A 25,741-nucleotide genomic window follows, 5' to 3' on the forward strand; every position below is an offset into this window, starting at 1 on the left:
CCGAAAGGGTGCTGCGTGTGCGATCCATATGGAACGGGGCCATCTCGTTCGGCCTGGTCAGCATCCCGATCAAGCTGGTGAACGCCACCGAGAGCCACTCGATCTCCTTCCGCCAGATCCATCTGGAGGACGGCGGCCGCATCCGCTACCGCAAGGTCTGCGAACTGGAGGACAAGGAGGTGAGCGGGGCGGAGATCGGCAAGGGCTACGAGGACGCGGACGGCACGATCGTCCCGATCACGGACGAGGACCTGGCCCACCTGCCGCTCCCCACGGCGAAGACGATCGAGATCGTGGCCTTCGTCCCGGCGGACAGCATCGACCCCCTCCAGATGGACGCGGCGTACTACCTGGCGGCGGGCGGCGCCCCGGCCGCCAAGCCGTACACCCTCCTGCGCGAGGCCCTCAAACGCAGCAACAAGGTCGCGATCGCCAAGTACGCCCTGCGCGGCAGGGAACGACTGGGCATGCTGCGCGTGGTCGAGGACGCCATCGCCATGCACGGCCTCCTGTGGCCGGACGAGGTCCGCGCCCCCGAGGGCGTGGCTCCCGACGCAAAGGTCAACATCAACGACAAGGAACTCGACCTGGCGGACGCCTTGATGGACACCCTGGGCGGGATCGACCTCGACGAACTCCACGACGAGTACCGCGAGGCGCTCGAGGAGGTCGTGGCGGCGAAGGCGGCCGGCGAGACACCACCGGAGTCCCCGGAACCGGCAAAGGGCGGCAAGGTCCTGGACCTGATGGCAGCACTGGAAAAGAGCGTGAAGGCCGCCAAGGAGTCACGCGGCGAGGAGGACGCGGAGGTCACACACCTCCCGGCCCGCAAGTCCGCTCGCACGGCCCCGAAGCAGACAGCCGGAAAGAAGTCGACGTCCACGGCCAAGAAGACGACCGCGAAGAAGTCGACGGCGTCGACATCAGCGAAGAAGACGACGGCGAAGTCGACGCAGGGGGCGAGAAAGACGGCGTCAAAAACAACCACCGCAAAAGAGACCACGGCAAAGAAAACCGCGGCAAAGAAGACGACATCCCGCAAACGCACGGCATGACGCTCGCGTGACATCGACGGCGGCGGAGAGCACGTCCGTGGTGCCGGCCCTTCTTGTCGTTCCGGGCGGTGTCAGTGGCCGGTTCGTGCGAGGACATCGTCGAGGGTCTCAGCCTGTCGGAGGGGCCTGAAGTGGACGTGGCCGTCGGGATCGACGCGCACTCCGTGGACTGCGGGGTCGGGCAGGCTGTTGTAGTGGAAGGGGGTGGAGGAGTAGTACGCGCCGGTGTCCAGGAGGGCGACGATGTCGCCCGGGGCGAGCAGGGGCAGCGGGCGGGCCTCGGCGAGCAGGTCGCCGGCGAAGCAGCAGGGGCCCGCGATGTCCTGCGGCACGGGTTCGCCTTGCTTCAGGATCCCGTCTGGGCCGTGGGCGGTGAGGCGCAGGGGCCAGGCAGTCGGCATGAACACCGTCCGGGTGGCGACCTGGGCGCCGGCATGGGTGATCGCGATCGGGCGTCCGCCGGAGACCTTGGTGTATTCCACGCAGGCGGCGGTGAAGCCGTTCTTGGCCAGCAGGGATCGTCCGAACTCGGTGACGATCCGGTATTCGCCGGTGAACAGGGCCGGGGCATGGGTCCGGAGAGTGGCGACGTAGTCGTCGAAGCCGGGGGTCGTCTCGTCGTCGGCGAAGTTGACGGGGAGTCCGCCGCCGATGTCGATGCCGATCACCTGGCGTCGGCCACAGGTTGAGTTGACCTCGTCGGCGAAGGCCACGGCCTTCGCGATGCCCTGGGCGATCAGTTCGAGCGGGCAGCCCTGCGATCCGACGTGCGCGTGGACCCATGTCAGCCATGGCCGGTCACGGTAGGCGGCAAGGAGCCGCTGCCGATTTCCGTCGTCTTCCAGCGCGATGCCGAATTTCGAGGTCGCGGTGGCCGTGCTCATCTCTGCGATTCCACCGCCACCGACCTGGGGATTGAGACGGACGCCGAGCCGGGAGGCGGGGGCGGACTCGGAGGTGGAGGCGGACTCGGAGGTGGCGGCGGGGGCCTCCGCGAGGATCTCGTCGATGCGGGCGAGTTCCTGGAAATTGTCCGCGTTGACCGCGACGCCCAGTTCAAGGGCCTGGCGAAGGTCGGAGCGGGTCTTCGCGGGGGAGTCGTAGACGATCTGTTCCGGCGCGAAGCCGGCGGCCAGCGCCTGCGCGAGCTCTCCCGGACTGGCCACCTCGCAGCCCATGCCGAGGCTGCGCAACTCCGCCAGTACCGGCACCAGACAGTTCGCCTTCGCCGCGAAGGTGTGCAGGACGTTCACCGAGTCCGGAAACGCCTTGTGCAGCGCGGCGACACTCGCCGCGACGCCGTCGAGGTCGACGAAGGCGGTCAGGGCGGCGCTGTCGGGTTCGACGAGACGATCCCGCACGGCCGCACGCAGGATGCGTTCGCGCCGCTCGCCTGCTGGGGAGTTCGTCATGCGGAAACGTTCCTTTCCTGGTCGCGATCAGCCGCGTACCGGGCAGACCACGAGATGAAGTCCTCGAAGAGCCGGCGGTGGGCGGGTTGGCTGGTCAGCTCCTCCGGGTGGTACTGGACGCCGGTGATCCACCGGTCGGGGTCGGCCGACTCGACGGCTTCCACGACGCCGTCCTCAGCTCTGCCGACCACTCGTAGGGCCGGTGCGGGCCTGGCGATGGCCTGATGGTGCAGGCTGTTGACCCGGAGCAGTCGTGCTCCGGACAGTCCGGCGAGGCGGGAGCCGTCTTCGAGACGAAGCTCATGCGCTTCCGCGTTCAGAGGAAGGTCCGGTAGGTGGGAGACGTCGCCCGGCTCCAGGTGCTGGATCAGGCTGCCGCCCAGGGCGACGTTGAGGATCTGGCAACCGCGGCAGATGCCGAGTACGGGCATTCCCAGGCGGACCGCACGGTGAATGGCGGCGATCTCCAGCGCGTCGAGGTCCGCGTCGATGACCGTCTCGGGCCGCGGCTCCTCCCCGAATCGGCGGGGGTGCGGGTCGGGCGCGCCGATTCCGCCGGGCAGCAGCAGGCCGTCGACGCGTTCCATCACGTACTGGACGGCGGCGACGTCGATTCCGGGCACGACGACGATGGGTATGGCGCCCGCATCGGTCAGCACCCGTACGTAGTTCTCCGTCAGCCTCAGGACGGATGGACGGTCGGGCAGGTCCCGGCCGACCGTCACCGCGATCAGGGGCCGATGGACATTGTCAGACACGGAGTTGTTGCCTCTCGTGGGTGCGTGGGTGCGTGGGTGCGTGGGTGCGTGGGTGCGTGGGTGCGTGGGTGCGTGGGTGCGTGGGTGCGTGGGTGCGTGGGTGCGTGGGTGCGGCACGCGTGATCGATCTACAGGACGCTGTCGAGGAACGCCCTCGTGCGCTCGTGCCGCGGATCGTCGATGACACGGGACGGCGCGCCGGACTCGACGACGATGCCGTCGTCCATGAAGACCACCTGGTCCGCCACCTCGCGGGCGAAGCCGATCTCATGGGTGACGACGATCATCGTCATTCCGCTCCTCGCGAGGTCGCGCATCACGCTCAGCACGTCACCGACGAGTTCGGGGTCCAGCGCGGAGGTCGGCTCGTCGAACAACATCAGCTTCGGTTCCATGGCGAGCGCGCGTGCGATGGCGACCCTTTGCTGCTGGCCTCCTGACAGATGGGCCGGATAGGCGCCGGCGTGGTCGGTGAGGCCGACCCGCCGCAGCAGTTCCATGCCGCGCGCCCGGGCGTCCGCGCGGCTGTGGTGGGCCACTCCGACCGGGGCCTCGGTGATGTTCCCCAGGGCCGTGAGGTGGGGGAACAGGTTGAACCGCTGGAAGACCATGCCGATGCTGCGGCGCTGAGCCGCGATCTGCTTCGGCTTCATCTCCCTGGCTCGCCCCTTGCGAGAGGCGTGTTCCTCGTAGCCCATCAACTCGCCGTCGACATGGATACGGCCGCCGTCGACCTTCTCCAGGTGGTTGATGCAGCGCAGGAAGGTCGACTTGCCAGAGCCCGACGGCCCGAGCAGACACATCACCTCCCCGCGCCGGACTTCGAGGTCGATGCCCTTGAGCACGTGGTGGGCGCCGAAGTGTTTGCGTACGTTCCTGGCCTCGACCAACGGGCTCGGGGTCATGAGTCCGCCTCCGTCCTGGCGTTCCGGGGATTGGTGTGAGCGACCTGTGCGACGCGGGTCCGGATCCGCGTGGCCGTGTGCCGGGCCTGCTGCCAAGGCGTGGTGGGCAGGCTGCGGCCCGCACCGCGGCCGTAACGGCGTTCGAGGTAGTACTGAGGTACGGACAGCACCGAGGTGAGGACCAGGTACCAGGCGCTCGCGACGATCAGCAGCTCGACCTGGCTGAGGTTCTGCGCGGAGATCCAGCTCGCTCGCGTGTAGAGCTCCGGCACCGCGATCAGCTGGAGCAGGGCGGTGTTCTTGAGCATCGAGATCGTCTCGTTGCCCATCGGCGGGATGATCACCCGCATCGCCTGGGGCACGATGATGCGCCGCAGGGTGTACGTCGGTGACATGCCCAGCGAGTGGGCTGCTTCGACCTGGCCGTGGTCGACGGAGAGCAGACCCGCGCGGACGATCTCGGAAGCGTAGGCGGCTTCGTTCATCCCGAGCGCCAGCAGGCCGGCGACGAACGGGGTCACGATCGTATTGGTGTTCGCGGAGAAGAAGTGGATCGAAGTGAACGGGATACCGAGGCTGATTTTTTCGTACAGCAGGCCGAGGTAGCCCCAGAAGACGATCTGGACGAGCAGCGGGGTGCCCCTGAAGAACCACGTGTAGCCCCAGGAGACCACGCGCAGCACCGGGTTCGCGGAGAGCCGCATCACGGCGAGCGCGACGGCGAGGGTGGTCGCCAGCAGCATCGAGCAGGCGGTGAGGCCCACCGTGAGCAGGACGCCTTGGAGGATCCGCCCGTCGAAGAGGAAGTCGGCGATGGTGGCGTGGTCGATGTTCCGGTTGTTCCACAGGGAGAGCACCCACCCCGCGCACAGGGCGACCAGAGCGGCTGCGGTGATCCAACGCCCCGGGTGGCTCCGGGGCACCGCGTCCACGTCGTCTGCCCCGGCGGTGGACTTCACGGTCATGTCCGTGGCGGTCATCCGGCGTTGACCTTCGCAGCGGTGACGCCGTACGACGACAGGCCGTACTTCGTCAGGATCCTGCCGTACGTGCCGTCCTTGATGACCGAGGTCAGCGCCGCCTGGAGGGCCAGGACGAGGTCGTGGTCCTTGCGGAGAACCCCGATGCCGGTGAAGACCGGCGCGTAGCCGGTGGGGTGCGCGGCGTCGTGGACGACCTCGAACTGTTTGCCGTTGCCGGCCGTCCGGGCGGTGTACTCGGCGACCGCCGCGTCGAGGACGTCGGCGGTGCCCTTGCCCGCGCGGACGGCGACCAGGGAGTCACCCTCGGCGGGCAGTTCGACCACGGTGATCGGCTTCTTGCCGGCGGCCTTGCAGCTCGGGGCCTGCGCCCTCATGAGGTCGGCTTGCGTGGTGGCCTTGGCGACCGTGACGGACTTGCCACAGAGGTCCAGCACGCCGCGGATCTTCTCGGGGTTGCCCTTCTTGACGACGATGTCCATGCCGGCGTGGAAGTAGTCGACGAAAGACAGGCTCTTCTGCCGTGCCGGCGTGTCGTTCATCCCGTACATGATGATCTGGTGCTTGCCGGACTGCAGCGACGGGATGATGCTGTCGAACGCCTGGTTGGTGAAGGTGAAGGGGACGCCGAGCTTGGCTCCGAGCGCCTGCCCCAGGTCGTAGTCGAATCCGGTGAACTTCTGCTGCGAGTCGAGCATTTCCATCGGCGCGTAGACGCCGCTGGCCACGTTGATCCCGTCCTTGAAGCGTGCGGGCAGCAGCTTCGCGACCGCCGCATCGGCGGCGACCGGTGCGGTGGCCGCCTTGCCCCCGTCCGTCGCGGAGCCGGCGGTCGCGCCCCCGCCGCCACAGGCGGTGAGGAGCACTGCCATGGTCGTCGCGGCAACGGCAGTGACGAGATGAGTTCTGGCCATGTGCGTCTCCATTCGGTCGGTCGGACGTGTGGTCCGGTGCGGGTGTTGCGGCGATTCTGCATTCCGCCCGCACTAGGGGTCCTAGTCCGAATGGTCTAGGATCTGGCCATGTCGTTGTCCGATCGGCCAAGCAGCAGGACCTTTACCGTCCGTCACCTCGTCGACGGCATCGGAGCGCCGATCCTCAACGCGCTGACCGCGCAGGGCGCGCTGGAACAGCCGGTGCGGGGCACCGTCCTCCACGACCCCGCCGACCCGCTGCCCCCCGGGCGTGACCAGGTGCTGCTGATGCCCGGGCTGCTGGCCGATCAGCCCGCGGCAGCCGAACTCGTACGGGAAGCGGCCCGCCTCGGGTACAGCGCCATGGTCGTCAAGCTGAGGGGGGCGAAGGGCACCGAGCTGGTCACCGAGGCGGAGGGCAGCGGCCTCCCCCTGCTGGCGGCCGCGGACGAGGTCTCCTGGCGCCACCTCGACGCGTTGCTGCTCTCCGTCCTGGGGTCGCAAGGCGTCGGCGGCGGGTCGGCGGCGGACAGCGGAGACGGCCTTTTCGCTCTGGCGAACGCAGTCAGCGCCGTCATCGGCGGGTCCGTGGCCATCGAGGACCTGGACCGACGGGTGATGGCCTACTCGTCATCTCCCGATCAGCGCATCGACTCCCTGCGCCGCGAAGGAATTCTCAGCCGCCGAGTCCCGGAGATCGACCACAACCTGGAGCGCTATCGCGTCCTGCTCGGCTCCGAAGGCGTGGTCCGCTTCCCCGAGGCCCTCGGCGCCCTGCCACGAGCAGCCGTCACCATCAGGGCCGGCACCCAGCCTCTCGGCACGATCTGGGCGATCGAAAGCCCCGACGGCATCGGCGCCGACGGAGAACGAGCTCTGATCGACTGCGCACGACTGGCCGCACTGCACATTCTCCGCAACCGCAACGCGAGCGAACTCGAACTCCAAAAGCGCGAGAGCGCGCTCCTGGGCGCGTTGGAGGGCCTGTGGCCCACCCACGAGACCAGCTTCCGTCTGTCCATCCCGCCAGGAGCCGAACTCGGCCTTCTCGGATTCGCGGCCTCCGCCGACGCCAGGGGTCTCCTCGCCCTGACAGCCCACCTGGGGCACGCCCTGACCCGCTACGTCGTGCCCGTCCGCCCCGACGCGAGCATCGCCACGACATCCCGCGCCATCTACGTCCTGCTGCCCGGCGGCGGCTCCGCGGCCGCGACCCGCCTCGCCAAAGGCGCGCTCACCTCGATCCGCGGCTCGTTCGGCGACTTCGTACGCGTGGCGATCGCCCCTGCTGACACGGATCCGGCAAGTCTGCCCGCGATGCGCCGCGAGACGGACGACATTCTCCGGGTGACCACCGCCCACCCGGACGCACCGCCCGTCGCCACCCTCGACGACGTGCGCGCACGGCTCCTGCTGGCCCGCGTCGGCGACGAACTCAGCCACGAACCCCGCCTGAGACACCCCGGTGTCGCCGCGATGGTCGCTCATGACACCGAGAACGGAACGGACTTCGTCGTCTCGCTCCTCGCCTGGCTGGAAGCGGTGGGCAACGTCGCCGAGGCCGCGGCGCGCCTGGGCGTGCACACAAACACCCTCCGCTACCGCCTGCGACGCACCGCCGAACTCTTCGGCTTGCCCCTGGAACAGCCCGACGACCGACTCGCGGTATGGCTCCAACTGCGCCTGCTCCAGCGCTGAGCCGACCATCACCCCACGAGGCGTGGGGCACTGGGCGGATGCCGAAAGCCCCACGGCGGAAGACGGGCGGCTCTTCTTCAGTGAGAAGGGCTCGGTCGTCTCGTCGTCGACCTACCACCGTATCTGGCAGGAGGCTCGGTTGCTCGGTCTCCCGCCGGCCGTCGCGGCCTCGCCCCTCGCGAGTAGACCGTACGACCTTCGGCACTCGGCCCTGTCGACCTGGCTCAATGCCGGAGCCGATCCCACCGAGGTTGCCGAGCGCGCTGGCAACAGTGTTGAGGTCCTGCTGGGCCGTTATGCGAAGTGCCTCGACGGACGGCAGGACGTCGCCAACCGGCGCATCGAGGACCTGCTGTGCGAGTACGACTGACACCACCACATGCTGTTCGAGGCCCCTGGCGTACTGCCCGGGGCCTCGTCGGCTTCGGGCTGCCAAGCGTGGCGAGGGCGGCTGCCCTCCACCAACAATCAGCCGTCCTGGGTCGGCGAGGGCTTCGACCTCTCGACGTCCTATATCGAGCGCTCGTACGACTCCTGTGACGACGACGGCCAGAACGGCAAGAACGACGAGTGCTGGGCGAACGACAACGCCACCCTCGTTCTCGGCGGCAAGTCCAGCCCGCTCATCAAGGACAAGACCAGCGGCGACTGGCACCCCAAGACCGACGACGGCGAGCGCGTCGTGCACTCCACCGGCGCCACCAACGGTGACAACGACGGCGAGTACTGGACCGTCACCACGTCGGACGGCACCCAGTACGTCTTCGGCAAGAACCGCCTGCCTGGCTGGGCCACCGGCAACCCCGTCACCAACTCCGTCGACACCGTCCCGGTATTCGGCGACGACTCCGGGGAACCCGGATACGACCAGGGCAGCAGCTTCTCCGGACGCGCACTCACCCAGGCCTGGCGCTGGAACCTGGACTACGTGGTGGACCCGCATGGCAACGCGATGTCCTACTGGTACACCAAGGAGACCAACTACTACGCCAAGAACGGCACCACCACCGACAACGGCACCGTCTACGACCGCGGCAGCTACCTCAGCCGGATCGACTACGGCATCACGTCATCGACCGTCTTCGGCAACGCTCCTGAGAAGGTCTCCTTCACCACAGGCGAACGCTGCCTGGTGACCAGCAGCGAGGACTGCTCCTCGCTCACCTCCAGCACCGCCTCGCATTGGCCGGACGTGCCGTTCGACGAGATCTGCGCTTCGGGCAAGGTCTGCTCCGCGACGGGGCCGACGTTCTTCTCCCGCAAGCGCCTGACCGGCGTCACCACCAGCATTTGGGACGCGAGCCTGTCCACCCCCGCCTACCGGGACGTCGACGCCTGGAAGCTCGACCAGTCCTTCCCCGACCCCGGCGACGGCACCTCCGCCGGGCTGTGGCTGAAGTCCATCACCCGTACCGGCAAGGACGGCGCCACCACGGCCATGCCGCCGGTCACCTTCGCCGGCATAAAGATGTTCAACCGCGTCGACACGACCCACGACGACATCGCCGCGCTGGTCAAGTGGCGGGTGCGGACGGTCACTTCGGAGACCGGCTCGGTCCTGACTGTCAACTACTACGACCCGCAGTGCGTCGCGGGCACGACAATGCCCAGCAGCCCGGATTCCAACACCCTGCGCTGCTTCCCCGCCTACTGGCAGCCGCCCTACACAGCAGATCCGCAACTGGACTGGTTCCACAAATACGTCGTCAAACAGGTTACCGAGTCGGACCCGACCGGCGGCGCGCCGCTGAAGGAGACCGACTACGCCTACAACGACACACCGGCCTGGCACTACGACACCGACAACGTCACCGCCCCCGGCAAGCGCAAGACCTGGTCGCAGTGGCGCGGCTACGGCAGCGTGACCACGACCACGGGCGATGGACAGTCCACCCGCACCAAGACGGTCGCCACCTACTTCCGCGGCATGGACGGCGACAAACAGTCCGACGGGACCAGTCACAGCGCCAAGGTCACTGACTCTACGGGCACTTCAGTCACCGACCCCGATGCCCTAGCTGGTGCGCTTCGCGAGTCGATCACCTACAACGGCAGCGCCGAGGTCTCCGGAGCCATTACCGACCAGTGGATCCACCAGACCGGCACGGACGGCACACGAAGCAGCACTTACACACGCGCGCACGCCGTCCACACCCGCACTGACCTCTCCTCGGGTGGCACCCGCAACACCACGGTCACCACGACGTACGACGACAAGACCGGCGCGGCGACCATGATCGACGACTCGGGCGACGACGCCGTCACCGGCGACGAGCAGTGCACCCGCACCGCCTTCGCCAACAACACCACCGACTGGTTGATGGCTTTCCCCGTCCGAGTCGAGACCGTCGATGTCGGTTGCGACGCCACCACCAAGCGCCCGGATGACGTCATATCCGATGTGCGGACTATTTACGACAGCCAGGCTTACGGCGCCGCACCCAAGCTCGGCGACGAGACCTCCACCCAGCGGCTGACCTCATACAACAGCGACGGCAGCCCGGTGTACCAGACGGTCTCCACCAGCCACTACGACACCCAGGGCCGCGTCGACTCGGTCAAGGACACCAACTCGGCGACCGTCAGCAGGACCACCTACACCCCCTCCACCGGCGGTCCCCTGACCAGCACGGTCACCTACGACGCCAAGGACTACTCGACCACCACCACCTTCGACCCCGGCCGGGGCACGGCCACCTCGGTCGTCGACCTAAATGGGAAGCGCACCGACTACGCCTACGACGGCCTCGGCCGCCTCACGAGTCTCTGGCTGCCCAACCGCAGCAAGTCTGCCCCTCAGTCCGCGAATCTCGTCTACAGCTACTCGATCTCCAACACCGTTGCCTCGGTGGTCTCCACCGGCAAGCTCAACAACGACGGCTCGACGTACGACACGACGTACGCGCTGTACGACGCCCTGCTGCGCCCGCGTCAGACGCAGACCCCGGCTCCGGGTGGCGGCCGTGTCATTGCGGAGACCAAATACGACAGCCGCGGCCTGGCCGTCGAGGCCGACGCCGACTACACCGACAACACCTCCCCGTCCAGCACCCTCGCCACCATCACCTCCGCCGTACCGTCGCAGACCCTGACGACGTACGACGGCGCTGGCCGCGCCACCGCAGCCGACTTCTACGCCCTCGGCACCAAGCGCTGGACGACCTCCACGGCCTACGGCGGTGACCGCACCACCGTCACCCCGCCCAAGGGCGGCATCGCCACCACGACCCTGACCGACACTCTCGGCCGCACCACCGAGACCCGGCAGTACGACAGCGGCACCCCGTCTGGCTCGTACACGTCGATCAAGTACGCGTATGACGCGAAGAGCCGGCTGAAGCAGGTCGTCGACGACGACGGCAACAAGTGGTCCTACGACTACGACCTGATGGGCCGCAAAATCAGCTCCACGGATCCGGACACCGGCAAGACCACCACGGCGTACAACGAGCTGGACCAGGTGGCCTCCACAACCAACGCCGTCAGTACCTCCGACGAGAAGACCCTCAGCTACTCCTACGACGCCCTCGGCCGCAAGACGGACATGTACGACGGCACCACCAAGGATGCCGCCCACGAGCTGGCCAAGTGGACGTACGACTCCGTGGCCAAGGGGCAGCCGACCTCCGCGATCCGGTACGTGGGCGGCTCATCCGGCAAGGCGTACGTCAGCCAGGTCGGCACCTACGACTCCCTCTACCGGCCGACCCTGACCCGGGTCACCATCCCGTCGGTCACCGGCGAGGAGGCCTTGGCCGGTACTTACACGTCGACGACGGGCTACAACCTCGACGGGACCGTCCAGGTCCTCGCAGACCCGGCGGCCGGAGGACTGCCCGCCGAATCCCTGGAGTACGGCTACAACGACCTGAGCATGCCGAAGACGCTCAACGGCGCGACGGGCTATGTGCAGGACACGAGCTACACCAAGCTCGGCGGCATCGGCCAGATCACGCTGGGGGTTTCCTCGTCGGACACTGCCAAGTGGCTGCAGATCACCAACACGTACGAGGACGGCACCCGACGTCTGAAGCGTGAGCTGGTCACGGACGACGCCCAGACCGCACCCGTCGAGGACACCAACTACACCTACGACGACGCGGGCAACGCCACAAAGGTCGCCACCCACGCCGACGGCACCGACGACGTCCAGTGCTACCGCTACGACGGCCACGACCGCCTCACCGAGGCCTGGACCGCCACCGACGGCTGCTCGGCCGATCCCTCGACCGCCGTCCTAGGCGGCCCGGCACCGTACTGGCACAGCTACACCTACGACGACCTCGGCAACCGCAAGACGCAGGTCGACCACGCGACCACGACCGGGGCCGACGACAGCAAGACGTCGTTCGTCTATCCGCCGCAGGGCGCGGATTCGGTCCAGCCCCACACTCTGACCTCGTCCGCCACGGTCACCGGCAGCACGACCACTACGGACTCCTACACCTACGACGCGTCCGGCCACACCCGCACGCGCACCCTCGACGGCAAGAAGCAGACCCTCGACTGGGACGACGAGGGTCACCTCGCCAAGGTCACCAACGCCGATGGCACGTCGGCCTCCTACCTCTACGACGCGGACGGCAACCGCCTGCTGGCCCGCGACGACTCCGGCACGACGCTCTACCTGGGCGACACGGAAGTCCAGCTCGCCAAGGGAACGTCCACGACCACGGGTACCCGCTACTACACCTGGGCCGGACGAACGGTGGCCGTTCGTACCAGCTCCGGCAGCCTCCAGTGGCAGGTCACGGACGGCCACGACACGGCCGAGACAGCGGTGGACGCCGGCTCGCAGGCGATCACACGCCGCCGTCTCGACCCGTTCGGCAACCCGCGCGGCACTCAGCCGGCCTCGGGAGCGTGGCTCGGCGACAAGGGCTTCGTCAACGGCATCCAGAACGCCACCAGCGGCCTCACCCTCCTGGGTGCACGCGAGTACGACCCGACGATCGGGCGGTTCGTCTCGGACGACCCGGTCCTGGAACTGACCGACGCCCAGCAGATCGACGGCTACACCTACGCCGCCGACAACCCCCTCACCAACAGCGATCCCACCGGTCTCGAAATCGGGTCCAAGCCCAACTCCTGCCAGTACGACATCAAGTACTGCACCGCGGCAGAGCGTGGCGACACCCCCTCCACCGGCACCGCCAGCGGAGGTACCAGAAGCAGCGGAGGCGGCGGGGGAAGCTCGCACCACCACAGCTGCGGCTGGTCCTTCTCCTGCCACCTGTCCAACCTGGCCCACAAGACCTACCACGCCATCCAACAACACCCGGTGATCGCGGCCGTGGTGGCCACCGCCGTGGTCGTCGGAGTGGTCGCCTGCGTGGCAGCGACAGCGGGAGGTCCGGCGATGGTCCGACGGGACAGTCCCGCCGTCATGGAAGGACACGTTCACCCGGGAATTCGACCGAGCAGCCTTCCTGGCGATCCCGGTGCTGAACGTACTCATCGGCGCGATCCTGCTGGCGCAGATGGCCAAGGACCGGGGGACCTACCACCACAGCAAGTACGACCGTGCAGCCGGCACCGTGGTGGTGCGGTGGCCGAGGCGTGGGGGAGGAAGCCGGACCGGCGAAGGCGATTGAGCGCGCAGTCCCGCAAGGCTAGTTGGCAACGCCTTACCCGCATGTGGGCACCCTGGTCGCGATGCCACGGCAGGTTGAGAGCAGAGTGCTGTCCACGGGCAGTGCGACGTCCGAGTGAGCGGACAGTCCGGGTCTTGTTGGGCGGACAACTCGTCTCCCGTTGCGGTATGACTTTTCGTCGCCCGGTTGGCAGGTCAGCTGGCAGGGGTGAGGGGCTCGACGCCCTGTCCGCTCGTGGCCTGGGGTGAGCCGGAGCGAGGAGCCCTCGGGCAGCGCGACGTGAGCGTGGTGCAGGAGCCGGTCGACAGCGGCGGTGGTCAGTGTCTTGGGCATGATCAAATCGAAGCGCCCGCCGCGACCTGGTCGATACGAGCGGTGAGGTCGGCCGTGCGGGGCAGGGGAGCTCCACTCGACCTGGTCTCATCGAAGGTGAGGGCGGTTGTCGCGGCGATCACGACAACGCAGGTGAGGGCCAGTGCACGGGCGAACCAGCAGTTGCGATCCACCGGGTTGCGCGGGTGCGGGGCGCCGCCTTGGCTTGCGCTGCGGCTGCGGCTTCCTTCCGGGCGGCAGCCGGCGTCGTACGTACGGAAAGAGCCACAGAATCAGCTGGGGTACGACGGCGAGCAGGAATCCCGTGAAGGAGGACTGGCTGCGGCGGTCGGCCGGCCTGATGTACATGCTTCCGCCCCCGTCGCGGCTTTCGCGCCGCGCTGTGCGACGACCTCGGTGAACCGCTCGAATCTACGTAACGGGCCTGAGTCATAGGGGAGTTCGTAGGTTACGACAGTTTCGGCGTCGTCGGCGGGCGCGCCTATCCCGCAGGCCGTGGCCGCGGAGTGGTCGCAGATCGTCCTGTCGGCGGCACACACATTCCTGAAGCGCCGCGACTCTTCCAACTCACGCGAGCGGGCATCGCCACGGTGCAGAGTATGAAGAGTGAGTCGTAGCGAACCGCCCAAGGTCGTCATTGAGTATGTCGTTGTGGATGGGCCTGAAGGGGAGGAGCTGGGGCGGCGTCAGGCAGCAGCGATCCTGGATGTCCTGCAGTGCCTCGCTGAACAGCAAGGGCTCCATCAGGGAGTCGAAGAGGAACCGGGCCGCACAGGGGTGTCGTAGCACGTTCCGTTCCCATGTTCTGGGTGTCCGGCAGGGCCCACACCTGCGCAAACCTCGCGCTCAATGCGGTAAGCACCGTATCGGGCGGCCGACCTGCGAGTTTGCGCGGACAGATGTCGGCCAATGTCCGAGAAGCAAGCATCGCGATATATAACGCAAAGGCCCGTCTCCTGTCTGAAGGAGACGGGCCTGGACACCCTGACCTGCGGCGAAGCAAATCGTACGGGTGCCCCCGGCGGGGGACACGGAACATGGGAACTGGAAAAGCCGCACGTCAGCGGGGCTGTGCTGACCATCGAGGCGGTCATCCCGCTGAAACGATAGACCTGAATGCCGCACTTTCGTGTGCCGGGTCGGCGTCGCCGTGCCGAAGCGCCCTGGGCTGGACCCGTGGTGCATGATCAGGCACTCCCGCGGTGCATGTCATGTCAGGCCGCGAACGGGTCCGTCGCCGTACAGCGCGTCGATGTCGACTAGGAGGACATCGCGGCGACGCTGCGCGGCGTCGATGACATCGGGATGGAAGCCGTGCAGGGAGAACAGGGCGAGGGCCGCGTCATCGGTCCGATACCCCTGGTCGGCGAGGAGGGCCCGGATGTGTTCGAGGCGCTCGAGGTCCTTGAGACCGCGGGGCTGGACGGTGGCCTTGGCCTCACCGATCAGGGCGATGGTCGCTCGTGGGCTTTGCGGGCGCTCGCCGGGGGCCATGGCGAGCAGGTCCACCTCGTGCTTGGTCCGGGCGGTGGGGTCGGCGATCTCCGCCGTGCCCACCGCCCCGAGCGACAGGCTGGTGTCGTCGATGGCGAAGGAGCGTGCCCACTCGCGTGCGGCCTCCTCGAAGTGCGGGCCGAGGATCTTCGAGTGGTACGTCGGCCGGGACGACTGCCAGACCTGGGCTCCGCGCCGCCGTTCCGCCAGATCCACCATGGGTAGCGTGATCAGCTGGTTGAAGCGGATTACCGGGTCCGCGACGCTGATGACAGGGTGCCGTGCCTTGAGCAGGTCCTGTTCCTTGCGAACGTAGCCGGTGGATTCAAGCAGCTCCAGCGGGGCGACCATGGCGGAGCGGGACCGCTCCAGCATCGAGCCGACCTTCGCCGGGGTCGAGGCGCCCCGGGCGACCGCGGACAGCACGTCGTAGTACAGCGTGCGGTGGGTGATCCGTGGGTCCTCGCGGAGCAGGAACTCCGCCTCCACTCGGGAGTACAGGGCCCGCCCCGGGTCCAGCAGGGTGCGTTCCACCCAGGGTGCGAATTCCGCCTCGCTCTGCGGCGTCGGCCCGGCGGCCAGCGGCCGGTAGCCGGGGGCGCCGCCCAGCACGGCGTCGACCTGCAGCGCCACTGCCGGGTCCTCGATCCCCCAGTGGGTGCGGGCGGTGCGGTAGTCGAAGGCCGGCAGTCGCAGGTCGAGCACCGCTCGGCCGCGTAGCGGCTTGGTGCCGGACAGTAGTTCGGACATCACGCTCATCGCCGAGCCGCACAGGACGATCCGGCCGCCGGGCGCCTTGCCCGACTGCGATTGGTCGTACAGCAGTTGCAGGTAGCCGGGGATCTCCGGGGAGTGCTGCAGCAGGTACGGCAGCTCGTCGATCACGATCAGCGGCGCCCCCGATGCCCGGTTCACCACCTCCAGCGCGGCGGTGAGCACGTCCCGCCAGTCGTCCAGCCGCATCGCCCCGGGCCGCACTCCCGCGTGCGCGGCGATCGCCTCGGTGAAGCGGTGCAGCGCGGGCACTCGGCCCTCCTCCTGCACGGCGGTCAGATACAGCCCGCCCACCGCTTCTGTGAGTGCCTCCAGCAGGAACGACTTCCCGTTTCGCCGTCGCCCCGAGACGATGGCCAGCCGCAGCTCGGGGGCCGGATCGGTGAGGAAGCCGTTCAGCAGCGCCCACTCGTGATCACGGTCCAGCAGCCGCTCCGGCTTGCCCAGCTGTCCAGCCATGACCCTCCCTAATCTGTTCAGGTACATCTTAACCGATTTGGTTCAGCTGAATCTAAACTGAGTAGGGCCGTGAGCGCCAGGCCGCGGGCATCCGGCTCCCTCGTTCTCACCGCTGACGGTGGCCCTGCCTGGTTTCGGAATGTTCCGCGTCCGCGGCAGTGCGAAGCCGACTGCCGTGTTCCTGCACGCTCTCGCCGCGGAAGGCGGAGAACGGTCACCGGTTCGGATTGCGGAGCAGGTGCGCCTGTGCGCGGATCTTCCACTGGGTGCCGTGGACGCAGCGGTGACCGCCGCCGCCCGGTGGAACAGTGCCGGGCCGGCGGGCCAGTACGCCGGCCGCGGGTGCGTTCCGTGATGGGTTCGCACCGAGCAGTCACGGCTCTGTACGGTGCGGGGGTGACACAGGAATCGGTATCCCGTCTGGCTGTCGGCTCGCTGCTCTCCTGGGGCGCGGAGCGGGGCGAACGTCTCGATCCGGTGGCCGCGGACGCGGTCGTGCACTTGCTGGCGTTGAGCGGTGCCAAGGTGCGCGGCGGGCTTCCCGAGGCCACTCCCGACCTGGTGCGCGCGGTGCTGCTGGACGCGCTGCCACAGTTCCTGTCCGTCGCGCCCGGCGATGAGGGGGCGGCGCTCGCGGTCCTGCGGATTCTGGTGGACCGCACCAGGGCGGACGGGCGGCTCAACGCCAAGCGGCACGCGCGGCTGCGCGATGCGATTGGCACGTGCGCCGAGGAGCACTTGAGGGTGATGCGCGATCCGCGCGAGTTGACGCTCCCGCGCTGCTGGGGCGGCCTGTTGCGAGCGCGTGGCGTCGATGTACGGGACGCGGAGGCGGTGCGCGGCGGGCTGGAGGAGTTGGCGGGGCTGCCGTACGCGGAGCGCGCCGGGCTACTCTCCCTGCCGGAGGCTGGTCATGCGGGCGAGGGCGCGGCGGCGTGGGCACTTGCCCCCTACCGGCGCGGACTGGCGATGGAACGACATGCGGCGGCCGGGATGGCGCTGGGGCAGCGCCTCGCCATGTGTCTGACGGAGTCGGACGAGGCGCCGTGGGTGCTGGACCTGCTCGGGTCGGAGCGGGTGGCGCGTCTGATGGATGCGGACGGGATGGAGGAGTGGGTCGAGGCGGCCACGAAGGCCGGGTTGAGCGTGGCCCGGCGCTGGTCGTTCGGTCCGGCCGAGCTGCCCTCGGCGGCGCTTCCCGTCCCCGGTCCGCGTCCGCACGACATGGCGCTGGTCACCGCGGTGGGCGAGGTGGCCGAGCAGTACGACCTGCTGCGGGGGGAGGAGCCCTTGGCGGCGCCGCACCTGCTGCCCGCGGACCGGGCCGGGTTCGTGTCCGTGCTTTGCGGCAGCGGGCTGCTCGCGCCCGCGGCGCAGCTCGCCGCCTCCCCGCCCGCCGACGCCGACGCGGACGGCGTTGGTTTCGCGCTGGCTACTGGTTTTCTCGTGCTGGATCCGGAGGGCAGGCCGCGGCCGGGGCCGTCCCTGGAGGTGTGGCGCGAGCGGGATGCGGGCGAGCTCGCGGCGCTCGCCGTGCGCGCCCTGGTGGAGTTGTGCGCGCGGCTCGGCGCGGATCCGGACGTGGGGGAGGAGTACGAGGGCGAGATCCTGGGCGATCTGGTGGCACTCTACGGCGCGGCGGGCGAGACCCGCTCGGTGGCGCGGGAGGCGGCCGCGGCGGTCGACTGGGCGGTGCCGCCGGAGGCTTTGCTCGCCGCGCCGGTGCACGAGCACAAGGACTCGACGGAGTCGGGGCAGGCGACTGCTGGGCCGTACCGCCTGCCGCCGTTGGCGGAGCTCGAACGGCTGCTGCAGCTGGGTGAGTTGGGCGAGGAGGACGCCGCCGAGCTGGAGTCGGCGGCACGGCGGCGGGCCGCCCGCCTGGATCTGCTGGCCGCGGCCGGTGTGGTGTGGCGCCGCGGTGACGCGTACGGGCTGACACCGCTCGCCGCCGCGGTGCTGCGCGAGGCGCTGCTGCTGGCGTACGGCGGCGGCTGGCCACCGCGCGCCGGTGAGTCGGCGCAGGAGGCGGATGGGTCGGCCGCGGGTGACGGGGAGCAGGAGGGGTGGACGCCGTCGACCGTGGCGGAGCGCTTCCCCACCGAGGAGGCGGTTGTCGCGCTGGACGCCGAGCGGCTGGTCGCCGCCGCTCGGGACTGGGACGATCCTGCCGCTCACCGGCTGCTGCGCTCGTGGCTGGCGGGCGGGGAGGGCCCCGCGGCCCGCTGGCCGGAGCTGCTTGCGGCGCTGGCCGTACCCGCGCCGCGTACGCACCTGACCGGCCATCGCAGGCTGGTCGCCCACACTGTGCCGGACGCCCCGCCCGGGCTGCTCGCCGGGTACGTCGGCGACCCGGTGTTCGGCGCCTGGGCCGCTCAGCTGCTGCGGGTGGCGGGGCAGACGGTCGAGGAAGAGACCGTGCCTCTCTCGTCCCGGCTGCTGTGGCGGCTGGACCGGCTGCACGCGCTCGCGGTTCCGGCCTGGCGTGCGTCCTTCGCCCGGAGCGGGGCGTCCCCGGACGAAGCCGGGGAGGAATCGCCGGACGGAGCGGACGGCGGTGCCCCGCCCCCCGAACTCGGCGCTCTGTACGCCGGGTTCGAGCAGGCCGCCGCCGACTGGCCGGGCGGCGACGCCGCGCTGCTGGCGGATCTCGCCCGCGCCGACCCCTTCACGGCCTCCCACACCCTGGAAATACTGGCGGACCACCCGGACACGGAGATCGCCCGGCCCGCCGCGCTGGCGTACCAGGCGTGCGAGGAGGCACAGCTGGCAGCACGGCGCGGGAACGGTGGAAACGGGAACGGCGGGAAGAAGAAGGGCAAGAAGCGCAGGAAGCACCGCTGAACCAGGGCAGGGTCGCCTCTGCACCCACGCGTGAAGCTACCGGCGATGTACACCCAGACGCCTCCACGTCCTCGCGGCGGGTACGTCCCTCAAGCTCGACCCCGACCTGCTGAACCGCTTTCCCGCCAGCTACCGGCACCCGGCGCATCTGCAGACCAAGGCCGGGTTCTCCGTCGAGGACGGGCTGCCGGGGCTGCGGACGATCAGGGTGCTGAATGCCCGGCGTTTTCTCGCGGCCATCCAGCAGCAGCGCCTGGAATGCAAGCGGTACGTCCGCCAGATCACCCAGGCGCTGCGCGAACGGGCGCGCGAAAGCCCCCACGTGATCGCTCTGGCCGAGGCCAAGGCGGCGGCCAGCCGCCTCCTCACGGAAAAGCGTCCATCCGAATAACCCTTTGGCCTCGGCGAGTTGCGCCCTCACGAGGAGCGACGCCTCTCTGTGCGTGTCGCTCGCCAGCAGCCCTCAACGTGCCGTGATCACATCGCGTCCTGGCGGACGGCACGTGGACGCGGTCGGCGCCGACGGAGGTGTTCACCGGGTGTTGACGACAGGATGCCAGCTGGTGCCCGCTATGCGAATGCGGTCGGCCGGGGTGTCTCGGGAGCCGGGAACCCGCACTCCTGTCAAGTCCGTGGGCGAAATGACATCCGATCGCCTGAAACGCCCCGGAGCATTGCCAGGGATCCGGCACGATACGCGCATGGACGAAGACGTATTCCTGGAGAGCACCAAGCAGTTCGCGCTCTACCTCTCCGAACTCCAAGGCGGCCTTGACCCCGAGTCGTACGAGCTGCTGCTGCGCATCCCCAAGGGTACGAACGACGCGCTCGTCCACCGCAACGTCGATATCGACATCGAGCTGTCCCCACGAGAACAGGAGCTGTTCACTCCCGAGTTCGGGCGGTGGCTGAACCAGCTCCTGGATCTTCTGGGCCCGTTCGGTGCGCACACGCTCGTCGATTTCAACACCCTCACCGGAGCCGAACCCGTGCAGAGCGACGCCGAGCGGGAGTACCTACGCCGTGAGGTCGAGGGCATCGCCAGGGCCAGCGGACTGGAGCGCTGACGGCGACGTGACCTCCTGCGACTACACGGCGAAGGGTGTCAGGCTACCGACACTGCGAAGTCCATGGACGTGACCGGGCGACGCAGCGCTCTGGCGACCGTGATCCATATCGAAACCCCGACGGTCGTGGACCATCTCTTCGGTGCCAAGCAGCGATCCCGAAGTGCCACAACTCTTCCAGCTCATGCGAACGACCGACGACACGGCGCAGAGAGGGTCTGTACGGTGAGCGGTGTAACTCCCGAGCTGGAAGCGACAGTTGATGACTGACGTGACGAGTGACACCGAGGCCCTGCAAGCCCCTGTGAGTGGGACGAGCGCCGTGGATGACGGGCTGGTCGCCGAGTTGGTTGCCCGGGCCCAGGCCGGTGGCGTGAAACTCACCGGGGAGGGCGGCCTGCTGCAGCAGCTGACCAAACGGGTGCTGGAGTCCGCGCTGGAGGGCGAGCTCACTGATCATCTGGGGCACCAGCCTGGCGAGCGGGCCGAGGGCGGTCGGGACAACTACCGCAACGGGCACCGGTCCAAGACCGTGATCACCGAGTCGGGGCCGGTCGAGATCGCGGTGCTGCGGGACAGGGCCGGGTCCTTCGAGCCCCACTGGTCAAGAAGCGGCAGCGGCGTCTGGGCGGGGTGGATGAGATGGTCCTGTCGCTGTCGGCGAAAGGGCTGACGCATGGGGAGATCTCCGCGCATCTCGCCGAGGTGTATGGCACGGAAATCTCCAAGTCCACGATCTCCACGATCACCGACAGTGTGATGGCCGGCATGATGGAATGGCAGAACCGCCCGCTGGACAGCGTCTACCCGGTCGTCTTCATCGACTGTGTGAACGTAAAGGTCAGGGACGGGCAGGTCGCCAACCGGCCCGTCTACATGGCGGTGGCGGTCACCGCCGAGGGACACCGGGACATCCTGGGCCTGTGGATCGGCGACGGCGGGGAGGGCGCAAAGTACTGGCTCCAGGTCCTGACCGAGATCAAGAACCGCGGCGCGGCCGATGTCCTGATGCTGGTCTGTGACGGCCTGACCGGCCTCCCGGACGCCGTGAATACCGTCTGGCCTGCGACGATCGTCCAGACCTGCGTCGTTCACCTGCTGCGGAACAGCTTCCGTTACGCGGCCCGGCAGGACTGGGAGAAGATCGCGAAGGCGCTCAGGCCCGTTTACACCGCGCCGACCGAGAAGGCCGCGCTGGAGCGGTTCGTGGAGTTCACCGACGCCTGGGGCGGGAAGTATCTGGCGATCGTCCGGCTCTGGGAAGCGGCCTGGGCGGAGTTCGTGCCCTTCCTCCAGTTCGACGTGGAGATCCGCAAGATCATCTGCACCACCAACGCAATCGAGAGCATCAACGCACGGATCCGCAAGGCCGTCCGGGCCCGGGGGCACTTCCCCACCGACCAGGCCGCCCTCAAGTGCGTCTACTTGGCCGTCATGAGCCTGGACCCGACCGGGACCGGACGCAAACGCTGGACCATGCGCTGGAAGGCAGCACTCCAGGCTTTCGACATCACCTTCGACGGCCGCCTCACCGCTGGCCGCCGCTGAACAAAACTGAACCGCTCCGGGATCGGTGGAGGCTCTATGCGTTGACTCCAGCCGCCGGTTGGGGCTGGTGTTGAGCGTAGTGGTTGGTCTCGTGCTCGTGGGGCGGGATGTCGCCGATCGCTGTGTGGAGGCGCTGGTTGTTGAACCAGTCGACCCATTCCGCGGTGGCGAGTTCAACGTCGGCCAGGCCGTGCCAGGGCCTGCGCGGCTTTATCAACTCCGTCTTGTAGAGGCCGATCTGGGATTCCATGAGCGCGTTGTCCAAGGCGTCGCCGACGGTGCCGATCGAGGCGTCGATGCCGGCCTCGATCAGGTGCGCGGTGAACGCGAAAGACGTGTACTGACTGCCCGCGTCCGAATGATGAACCAGCCCCGGGCCAGCGGGAGTTCCGGCGCGGTCGCGGCGCCACAAGGCCATGTCGAGCGCGTCGAGAACGAGCTTGGCCCGCTTGCTGGTGGCGGCGGACCAGCCCACGATCGCCCGGGAGAACACGTCCACGACGAACGCGACGTAGACGATCCCCGACCAGGTGGCGACATAGGTGAAGTCAGCCACCCACCGCTCGTTCGGCCTGGACGCGGTGAAGTCACGTTGCAGCAGGTCAGCGGACCGCTCATGGCCATCGTCCCGGACGGTGGTGCGGATCTTCTTCCCGCGCCGGGCGCCTTCGAGGCCGAGGTCGCGCATCAGCCGGGCGACGGTGCAGCGGGCCACCGGTATGCCCTCGCGGTGCAGCTGACGCCAGACCTTCCGGACCCCGTAGACGCCGAAATCGTCGGCGTGGACGCGGCTGATCTGCGTCTTCAGCTCCCTGTCGCGGACCGACCGGTCGCTGGGGGTGCGGTTCCTGGCGGCGTAGTAGGTGCTCGTCGCGATCTTCAGTCCGTGGCTGGTCAGGACTCGGCAGATCGGCTCGACCCCGAACACCTGGCGGTGTGCGTCGATGAACGCTACGAGCGCTTCGACGGCCGGTCGAGCTCGGCCGCGAAGAAAGCCGAGGCCGCCTTCAAGATCTCGTTCGCCCGTCGCAGTTCGGCGTTCTCGGCCCGCAGCCGCTTGATCTCCGCGGCCCCTTCCGACGTGACTCCGGGCCGCTGGCCTGCGTCGACCTCGGTCTTGCGGACCCAGGTCCTCACCGTCTCGGCGGCACCGATCCCCAGCTTGGCCGCGACCGCCTTCATCGCGGCCCACTCGGTGGGGTAGTTCGGGCGGATCTCCGCAACCATGCGCACCGCGCGCTCGCGAAGCTCGGGAGGGTAAGGGGACGGACGTGCCATGACTCGATCCTCTCAAGGAATCGAGCCTCCATCAGACCCGGAGCGGTTCAAACCGACCGAGTTCCACCGTTCGCTACACAGACCCCGCAGAACGACCGACGACACGGCGCAGAGTGGGGAAGGTGAGGCGCAGAGAACCGCCCAAGGTCGTCGTCGAGTACGTCGTCGTGGACGGGCCCGAAGGCGAGCAGTTGGCGACCAAGCAGGGCGAGGCCATCCGCGAGGTCCTCGTGTGGCTGTACACGTACCAGGGCTGCACGGAGTGCGACAGCGAGATAAGCGAGATGGACGGCAACGCAGAGTGACTGCCCCGTGCTCCTGCACGCTGAACGTGTCACGCGGGACCCAGAGCGTGGCGCCCGGCGGGATGATTCCCGCCATGCCCATCCGGTTGCTGGAGCAGCCGCAGCCCATGAATTCAGCGTTCCCATGTACTGGGTCCCCCCAGTGGCGCCCACCTGCGCAGAGTCCCAGACCAGCCCCGACCTGCGCAAAGGCGAAACAGCTGAGGGTCAGCCAGGAAAACCTGACTGACCCTCAGCTGCCGGGCTGCCCCAAAATGCGCACTGACCTGCAGTTATGTTGCACAGGCGAGTGCCCCCGGCAGGATTCGAACCTGCGCACACGGCTCCGGAGGCCGTTGCTCTATCCCCTGAGCTACGGGGGCGTGTCCGCTGCGCTGCGTGCGCGGCGACGGGTAGAACCCTACCAGCTGATCCCGGGTGTTCATGAACGGGTTTAGCGACGTCGGCCCGGGCGCCGCCCGGCGCCGCATCGCCCGCCGGCACCCCGCTGTTCCCCTGCCGCCCGACAGCCCCCGCTCCAACCCTGCCGTCACCCCGCCCCCGCCGACCGCCCCCACCCCCCCCGAAGCCGCACCCGTCCGGATGGCCGGAACCCCAGTCCCCCCGCAAGGGCCGGAACCTCCGTCCCCCGCAAGGCCCGGAACCTCCGTCCCCCGCAAGGCCCGGAACCCCCGTCCCCCGCAAGGGCCGGAAGTAGGCAAAAGCCGGACGCGGTGGCCGGGGCCGACCTACTCTCGAGTTGTGCCAGGCGCGTCGGGCCGGGTGCTTGTTGTGGACGACAACAAGGTCATCCGGCAGCTGATCAGGGTCAATCTCGAACTGGAGGGTTTCGAGGTGGTGACCGCGGCTGACGGTGCCGAGTGTCTGGAAGTCGTTCATCAGGTGCGGCCCGATGCCGTGACGCTCGACGTCGTCATGCCCCGACTGGACGGTCTGCGGACCGCCGCCCGGCTCCGCTCCGATCCACGCACCCGGGACCTGCCCTTGGCCATCGTCAGTGCCTGCACCTCGTACGAGGTCGAGGCCGGCCTGGACGTGGGGGTCGAGGCCTTCCTCGCCAAGCCCTTCGAGCCTGCCGAACTGGTGCGTCTCGTGCACCAGTTGATCGAGCGGAAGAGGAGTGCGAGGGGTGAGGGAGAGGGGGACGGGCCCGGGTTCGGCGGCATTCTCGGGGTCGGTGAGGCCGAGCGGGCCGAGCGGGCCGGGCGGGCCGGCGGCTGACTCGGACCACGTCCTCCTGTCCATGCCACGTGCGCATGTCCCGTCCACATCCCGGAACCTCCCCAAACCGGCTCGCATACCCACCCCGCTCCTCCCATACGCTTGTGCCGTGACCCCCGTCGAGCTCTCCCGTACCGTGCTGCGCGCGGTGCGTCGTGCTGTCGACGAGGGGGAGCTGAGCGTGGCCGTGCCGCAACGGGCCGTTGTCGCGCCGCCCGGTCCGGGCGGCTGTGGCGACTACGCCACCAGCATCGCCCTGCAGCTCGCGCGGCCGGCCGGGCAGCCGCCCCGGCGCGTCGCCGAGATCCTGCAGCAGCACCTCGCCCGGACGGACGGCGTCGCCGACGTCGTCGTCACCGGACCGGGGTTCATCAACATCAGCCTGCAGGGGGCAGCCGCATCCGCCGCCGCGCTCACTCGCGAGATCCTCCGCGAGGGCACGGCATACGGTCACGGCGACGCCCTCGCCGGAGAAGTCGTCGAGCTGCGTATCCCGTACGACATCCGGGCCGAAGTCGTCGCCGACGCCCTGGTGCGCATCGTCGGGTCCCAGGGCGGCCGCGTCGAGGTCGGCCACCGCGAGCCGGTGAACCTCCGGCCCGTCCCGGCCTCCGACGACCCCGCTCTCCTCGGTCCCGACGCCGCCCGCTGGGCGCTTCTGCACCCCGCCGCCCACGACCGGCCCCGTATCACCGCCGATCATCTGGTCCAGCGCGAGAGCAACCCTCTCTTCCGCATCCGTTACGCCCATGCCCGCACCCGGGCCCTCAGCCGTAACGCCGCCGACCTGGGCTTCACCCCCGAGCCCGGAGACATGGGAGACATGGAAGAGGGCGTGAGCGGCCTTCTCTCCCTCCTCGCCGACCACCCCCGCGTTCTCGCGCGCGCAGCCGCACAGCGCACGCCCGACAGCCTCGCCCGGCACCTCGTCACCGTCGCCGACGCCGCTCTCGCCGTCCTTCCCGTGGTGCTGCCGCGCGGCGACGAGAAACCCTCGGCCGCCCACCGTGCCCGGCTCGCGCTCGCCGAAGCCGCCGGGGCGGTGCTGGCCGGCGGCCTGTCCCTGCTCGGTATCGACGCACCCCAACACCTCTAGAGAGCC

General features: G+C 68.9%; 15 protein-coding genes, 1 tRNA gene and 4 pseudogenes. 11 read left to right on the top strand and 9 right to left on the bottom strand.

The window, feature by feature from the left end; translation table 11 throughout:
- Positions 1–17: 17 nt before the first annotated feature.
- Positions 18–1,055, top strand: a complete 1,038-nt coding sequence (ku, locus tag LJ657_RS31465) for a non-homologous end joining protein Ku (protein WP_443735568.1) — start codon at positions 18–20, stop codon at positions 1,053–1,055.
- Positions 1,056–1,126: 71 nt separating this feature from the next.
- On the opposite strand, the gene LJ657_RS31470 is transcribed toward ku, so the two are convergent.
- The 5 genes from LJ657_RS31470 to LJ657_RS31490 form a co-directional block, all read right to left on the bottom strand.
- Complete coding sequence (locus tag LJ657_RS31470; protein ID WP_232652244.1) at positions 1,127–2,467, bottom strand: type III PLP-dependent enzyme domain-containing protein; 1,341 nt, start codon at positions 2,465–2,467, stop codon at positions 1,127–1,129.
- Entirely contained in the window at positions 2,464–3,225 is a 762-nt protein-coding gene (locus tag LJ657_RS31475; protein ID WP_232652245.1) for a gamma-glutamyl-gamma-aminobutyrate hydrolase family protein, read from the bottom strand. Before LJ657_RS31475 ends, LJ657_RS31470 begins: the two co-directional genes overlap by 4 nt.
- Positions 3,226–3,353: 128 nt before the next feature.
- On the bottom strand, positions 3,354–4,130 hold the full coding sequence (locus tag LJ657_RS31480; protein WP_269787145.1) for an amino acid ABC transporter ATP-binding protein: 777 nt from the start codon (positions 4,128–4,130) through the stop codon (positions 3,354–3,356).
- Positions 4,127–5,110 carry an amino acid ABC transporter permease gene (locus LJ657_RS31485; RefSeq protein ID WP_232652246.1) on the bottom strand — a complete coding sequence of 328 codons (984 nt, stop codon included), beginning with the start codon at positions 5,108–5,110 and terminating at the stop codon, positions 4,127–4,129. Before LJ657_RS31485 ends, LJ657_RS31480 begins: the two co-directional genes overlap by 4 nt.
- A complete protein-coding gene (locus tag LJ657_RS31490; RefSeq protein ID WP_232652247.1) occupies positions 5,107–6,024 on the bottom strand; it encodes an ABC transporter substrate-binding protein in 918 nt (305 codons plus the stop codon). Before LJ657_RS31490 ends, LJ657_RS31485 begins: the two co-directional genes overlap by 4 nt.
- 108 nt (positions 6,025–6,132) lie before the next feature.
- Between LJ657_RS31490 and LJ657_RS31495 the strand changes: the two genes are divergently transcribed.
- The 3 genes and pseudogenes from LJ657_RS31495 to LJ657_RS49385 all read left to right on the top strand — a co-directional run.
- Complete coding sequence (locus tag LJ657_RS31495) at positions 6,133–7,722, top strand: PucR family transcriptional regulator (protein WP_232652248.1); 1,590 nt, start codon at positions 6,133–6,135, stop codon at positions 7,720–7,722.
- A 52-nt stretch (positions 7,723–7,774) separates the two neighbouring features.
- A pseudogene (locus tag LJ657_RS31500) lies at positions 7,775–8,092 on the top strand (tyrosine-type recombinase/integrase); the annotation flags it as partial.
- A 3,504-nt stretch (positions 8,093–11,596) separates the two neighbouring features.
- Positions 11,597–12,775 (top strand): annotated as a pseudogene (locus LJ657_RS49385) (RHS repeat-associated core domain-containing protein); the annotation flags it as partial.
- A gap of 735 nt (positions 12,776–13,510) precedes the next feature.
- Here LJ657_RS49385 and LJ657_RS49390 read toward each other — a convergent pair.
- Positions 13,511–13,661: pseudogene (locus LJ657_RS49390) on the bottom strand (ATP-binding protein); the annotation flags it as partial.
- Between the two features lie 1,197 nt (positions 13,662–14,858).
- Positions 14,859–16,376, bottom strand: coding sequence for an AAA family ATPase (locus LJ657_RS31515; RefSeq protein WP_232652249.1), 1,518 nt, complete (start codon positions 16,374–16,376; stop codon positions 14,859–14,861).
- A 396-nt stretch (positions 16,377–16,772) separates the two neighbouring features.
- Here LJ657_RS31515 and LJ657_RS31520 point away from each other — a divergent pair, with 396 nt between their 5' ends.
- The 4 genes and pseudogenes from LJ657_RS31520 (at position 16,773) to LJ657_RS31535 (ending at position 21,835) form a co-directional block, all read left to right on the top strand.
- A complete protein-coding gene (locus LJ657_RS31520; RefSeq protein ID WP_232652250.1) occupies positions 16,773–19,220 on the top strand; it encodes a hypothetical protein in 2,448 nt (815 codons plus the stop codon).
- A 208-nt stretch (positions 19,221–19,428) separates the two neighbouring features.
- Entirely contained in the window at positions 19,429–19,611 is a 183-nt protein-coding gene (locus tag LJ657_RS31525; RefSeq protein ID WP_232652251.1) for a hypothetical protein, read from the top strand.
- 310 nt (positions 19,612–19,921) lie between these two features.
- Positions 19,922–20,287 (top strand): hypothetical protein, encoded by a 366-nt coding sequence (locus LJ657_RS31530; protein ID WP_232652252.1) that lies wholly within the window; start codon positions 19,922–19,924, stop codon positions 20,285–20,287.
- 262 nt (positions 20,288–20,549) lie between these two features.
- Positions 20,550–21,835 (top strand): annotated as a pseudogene (locus LJ657_RS31535) (IS256 family transposase).
- 34 nt (positions 21,836–21,869) lie between these two features.
- Here LJ657_RS31535 and LJ657_RS31540 read toward each other — a convergent pair.
- A protein-coding gene (locus LJ657_RS31540) for an IS3 family transposase (RefSeq protein ID WP_232652254.1) occupies positions 21,870–23,113 on the bottom strand; the annotation gives its coding sequence in 2 pieces (ribosomal slippage) (positions 21,870–22,831 and positions 22,831–23,113; 1,245 coding nt in all).
- Between the two features lie 122 nt (positions 23,114–23,235).
- Here LJ657_RS31540 and LJ657_RS31545 point away from each other — a divergent pair.
- The gene (locus tag LJ657_RS31545) at positions 23,236–23,418 is read left to right on the top strand and encodes a hypothetical protein (protein ID WP_232652256.1); all 183 of its coding nucleotides are present in this window, start codon (positions 23,236–23,238) and stop codon (positions 23,416–23,418) included.
- Positions 23,419–23,708: 290 nt separating this feature from the next.
- Here LJ657_RS31545 and LJ657_RS31550 read toward each other — a convergent pair.
- A tRNA-Arg gene (locus LJ657_RS31550) sits at positions 23,709–23,780 on the bottom strand.
- Positions 23,781–24,159: 379 nt separating this feature from the next.
- Between LJ657_RS31550 and LJ657_RS31555 the strand changes: the two genes are divergently transcribed.
- Together LJ657_RS31555 and nrtL are read left to right on the top strand one after the other, a co-directional pair.
- Positions 24,160–24,639 carry a response regulator gene (locus LJ657_RS31555; RefSeq protein WP_232652258.1) on the top strand — a complete coding sequence of 160 codons (480 nt, stop codon included), beginning with the start codon at positions 24,160–24,162 and terminating at the stop codon, positions 24,637–24,639.
- A 109-nt stretch (positions 24,640–24,748) separates the two neighbouring features.
- On the top strand, positions 24,749–25,735 hold the full coding sequence (nrtL, locus tag LJ657_RS31560; protein ID WP_232652260.1) for an ArgS-related anticodon-binding protein NrtL: 987 nt from the start codon (positions 24,749–24,751) through the stop codon (positions 25,733–25,735).
- The last annotated feature ends 6 nt before the right edge of the window (positions 25,736–25,741 follow it).

The organism is Streptomyces guryensis (assembly GCF_021261325.1).
Taxonomy (GTDB): Bacteria; Actinomycetota; Actinomycetes; order Streptomycetales; family Streptomycetaceae; genus Streptomyces; species Streptomyces guryensis.

What these genes read in the sequence shown, in the direction of transcription:
- LJ657_RS31470 (WP_232652244.1), bottom strand. Translation starts at nt 2,467, where the DNA reads ATGACGAACTCCCCAGCAGGCGAGCGGCGCGAACGCATCCTGCGTGCG.
- LJ657_RS31480 (WP_269787145.1), bottom strand. Translation starts at nt 4,130, where the DNA reads ATGACCCCGAGCCCGTTGGTCGAGGCCAGGAACGTACGCAAACACTTC.
- LJ657_RS31485 (WP_232652246.1), bottom strand. Translation starts at nt 5,110, where the DNA reads ATGACCGCCACGGACATGACCGTGAAGTCCACCGCCGGGGCAGACGAC.
- LJ657_RS31490 (WP_232652247.1), bottom strand. Translation starts at nt 6,024, where the DNA reads ATGGCCAGAACTCATCTCGTCACTGCCGTTGCCGCGACGACCATGGCA.
- LJ657_RS31495 (WP_232652248.1), top strand. Translation starts at nt 6,133, where the DNA reads ATGTCGTTGTCCGATCGGCCAAGCAGCAGGACCTTTACCGTCCGTCAC.
- LJ657_RS31515 (WP_232652249.1), bottom strand. Translation starts at nt 16,376, where the DNA reads ATGGCTGGACAGCTGGGCAAGCCGGAGCGGCTGCTGGACCGTGATCAC.
- LJ657_RS31530 (WP_232652252.1), top strand. Translation starts at nt 19,922, where the DNA reads ATGGACGAAGACGTATTCCTGGAGAGCACCAAGCAGTTCGCGCTCTAC.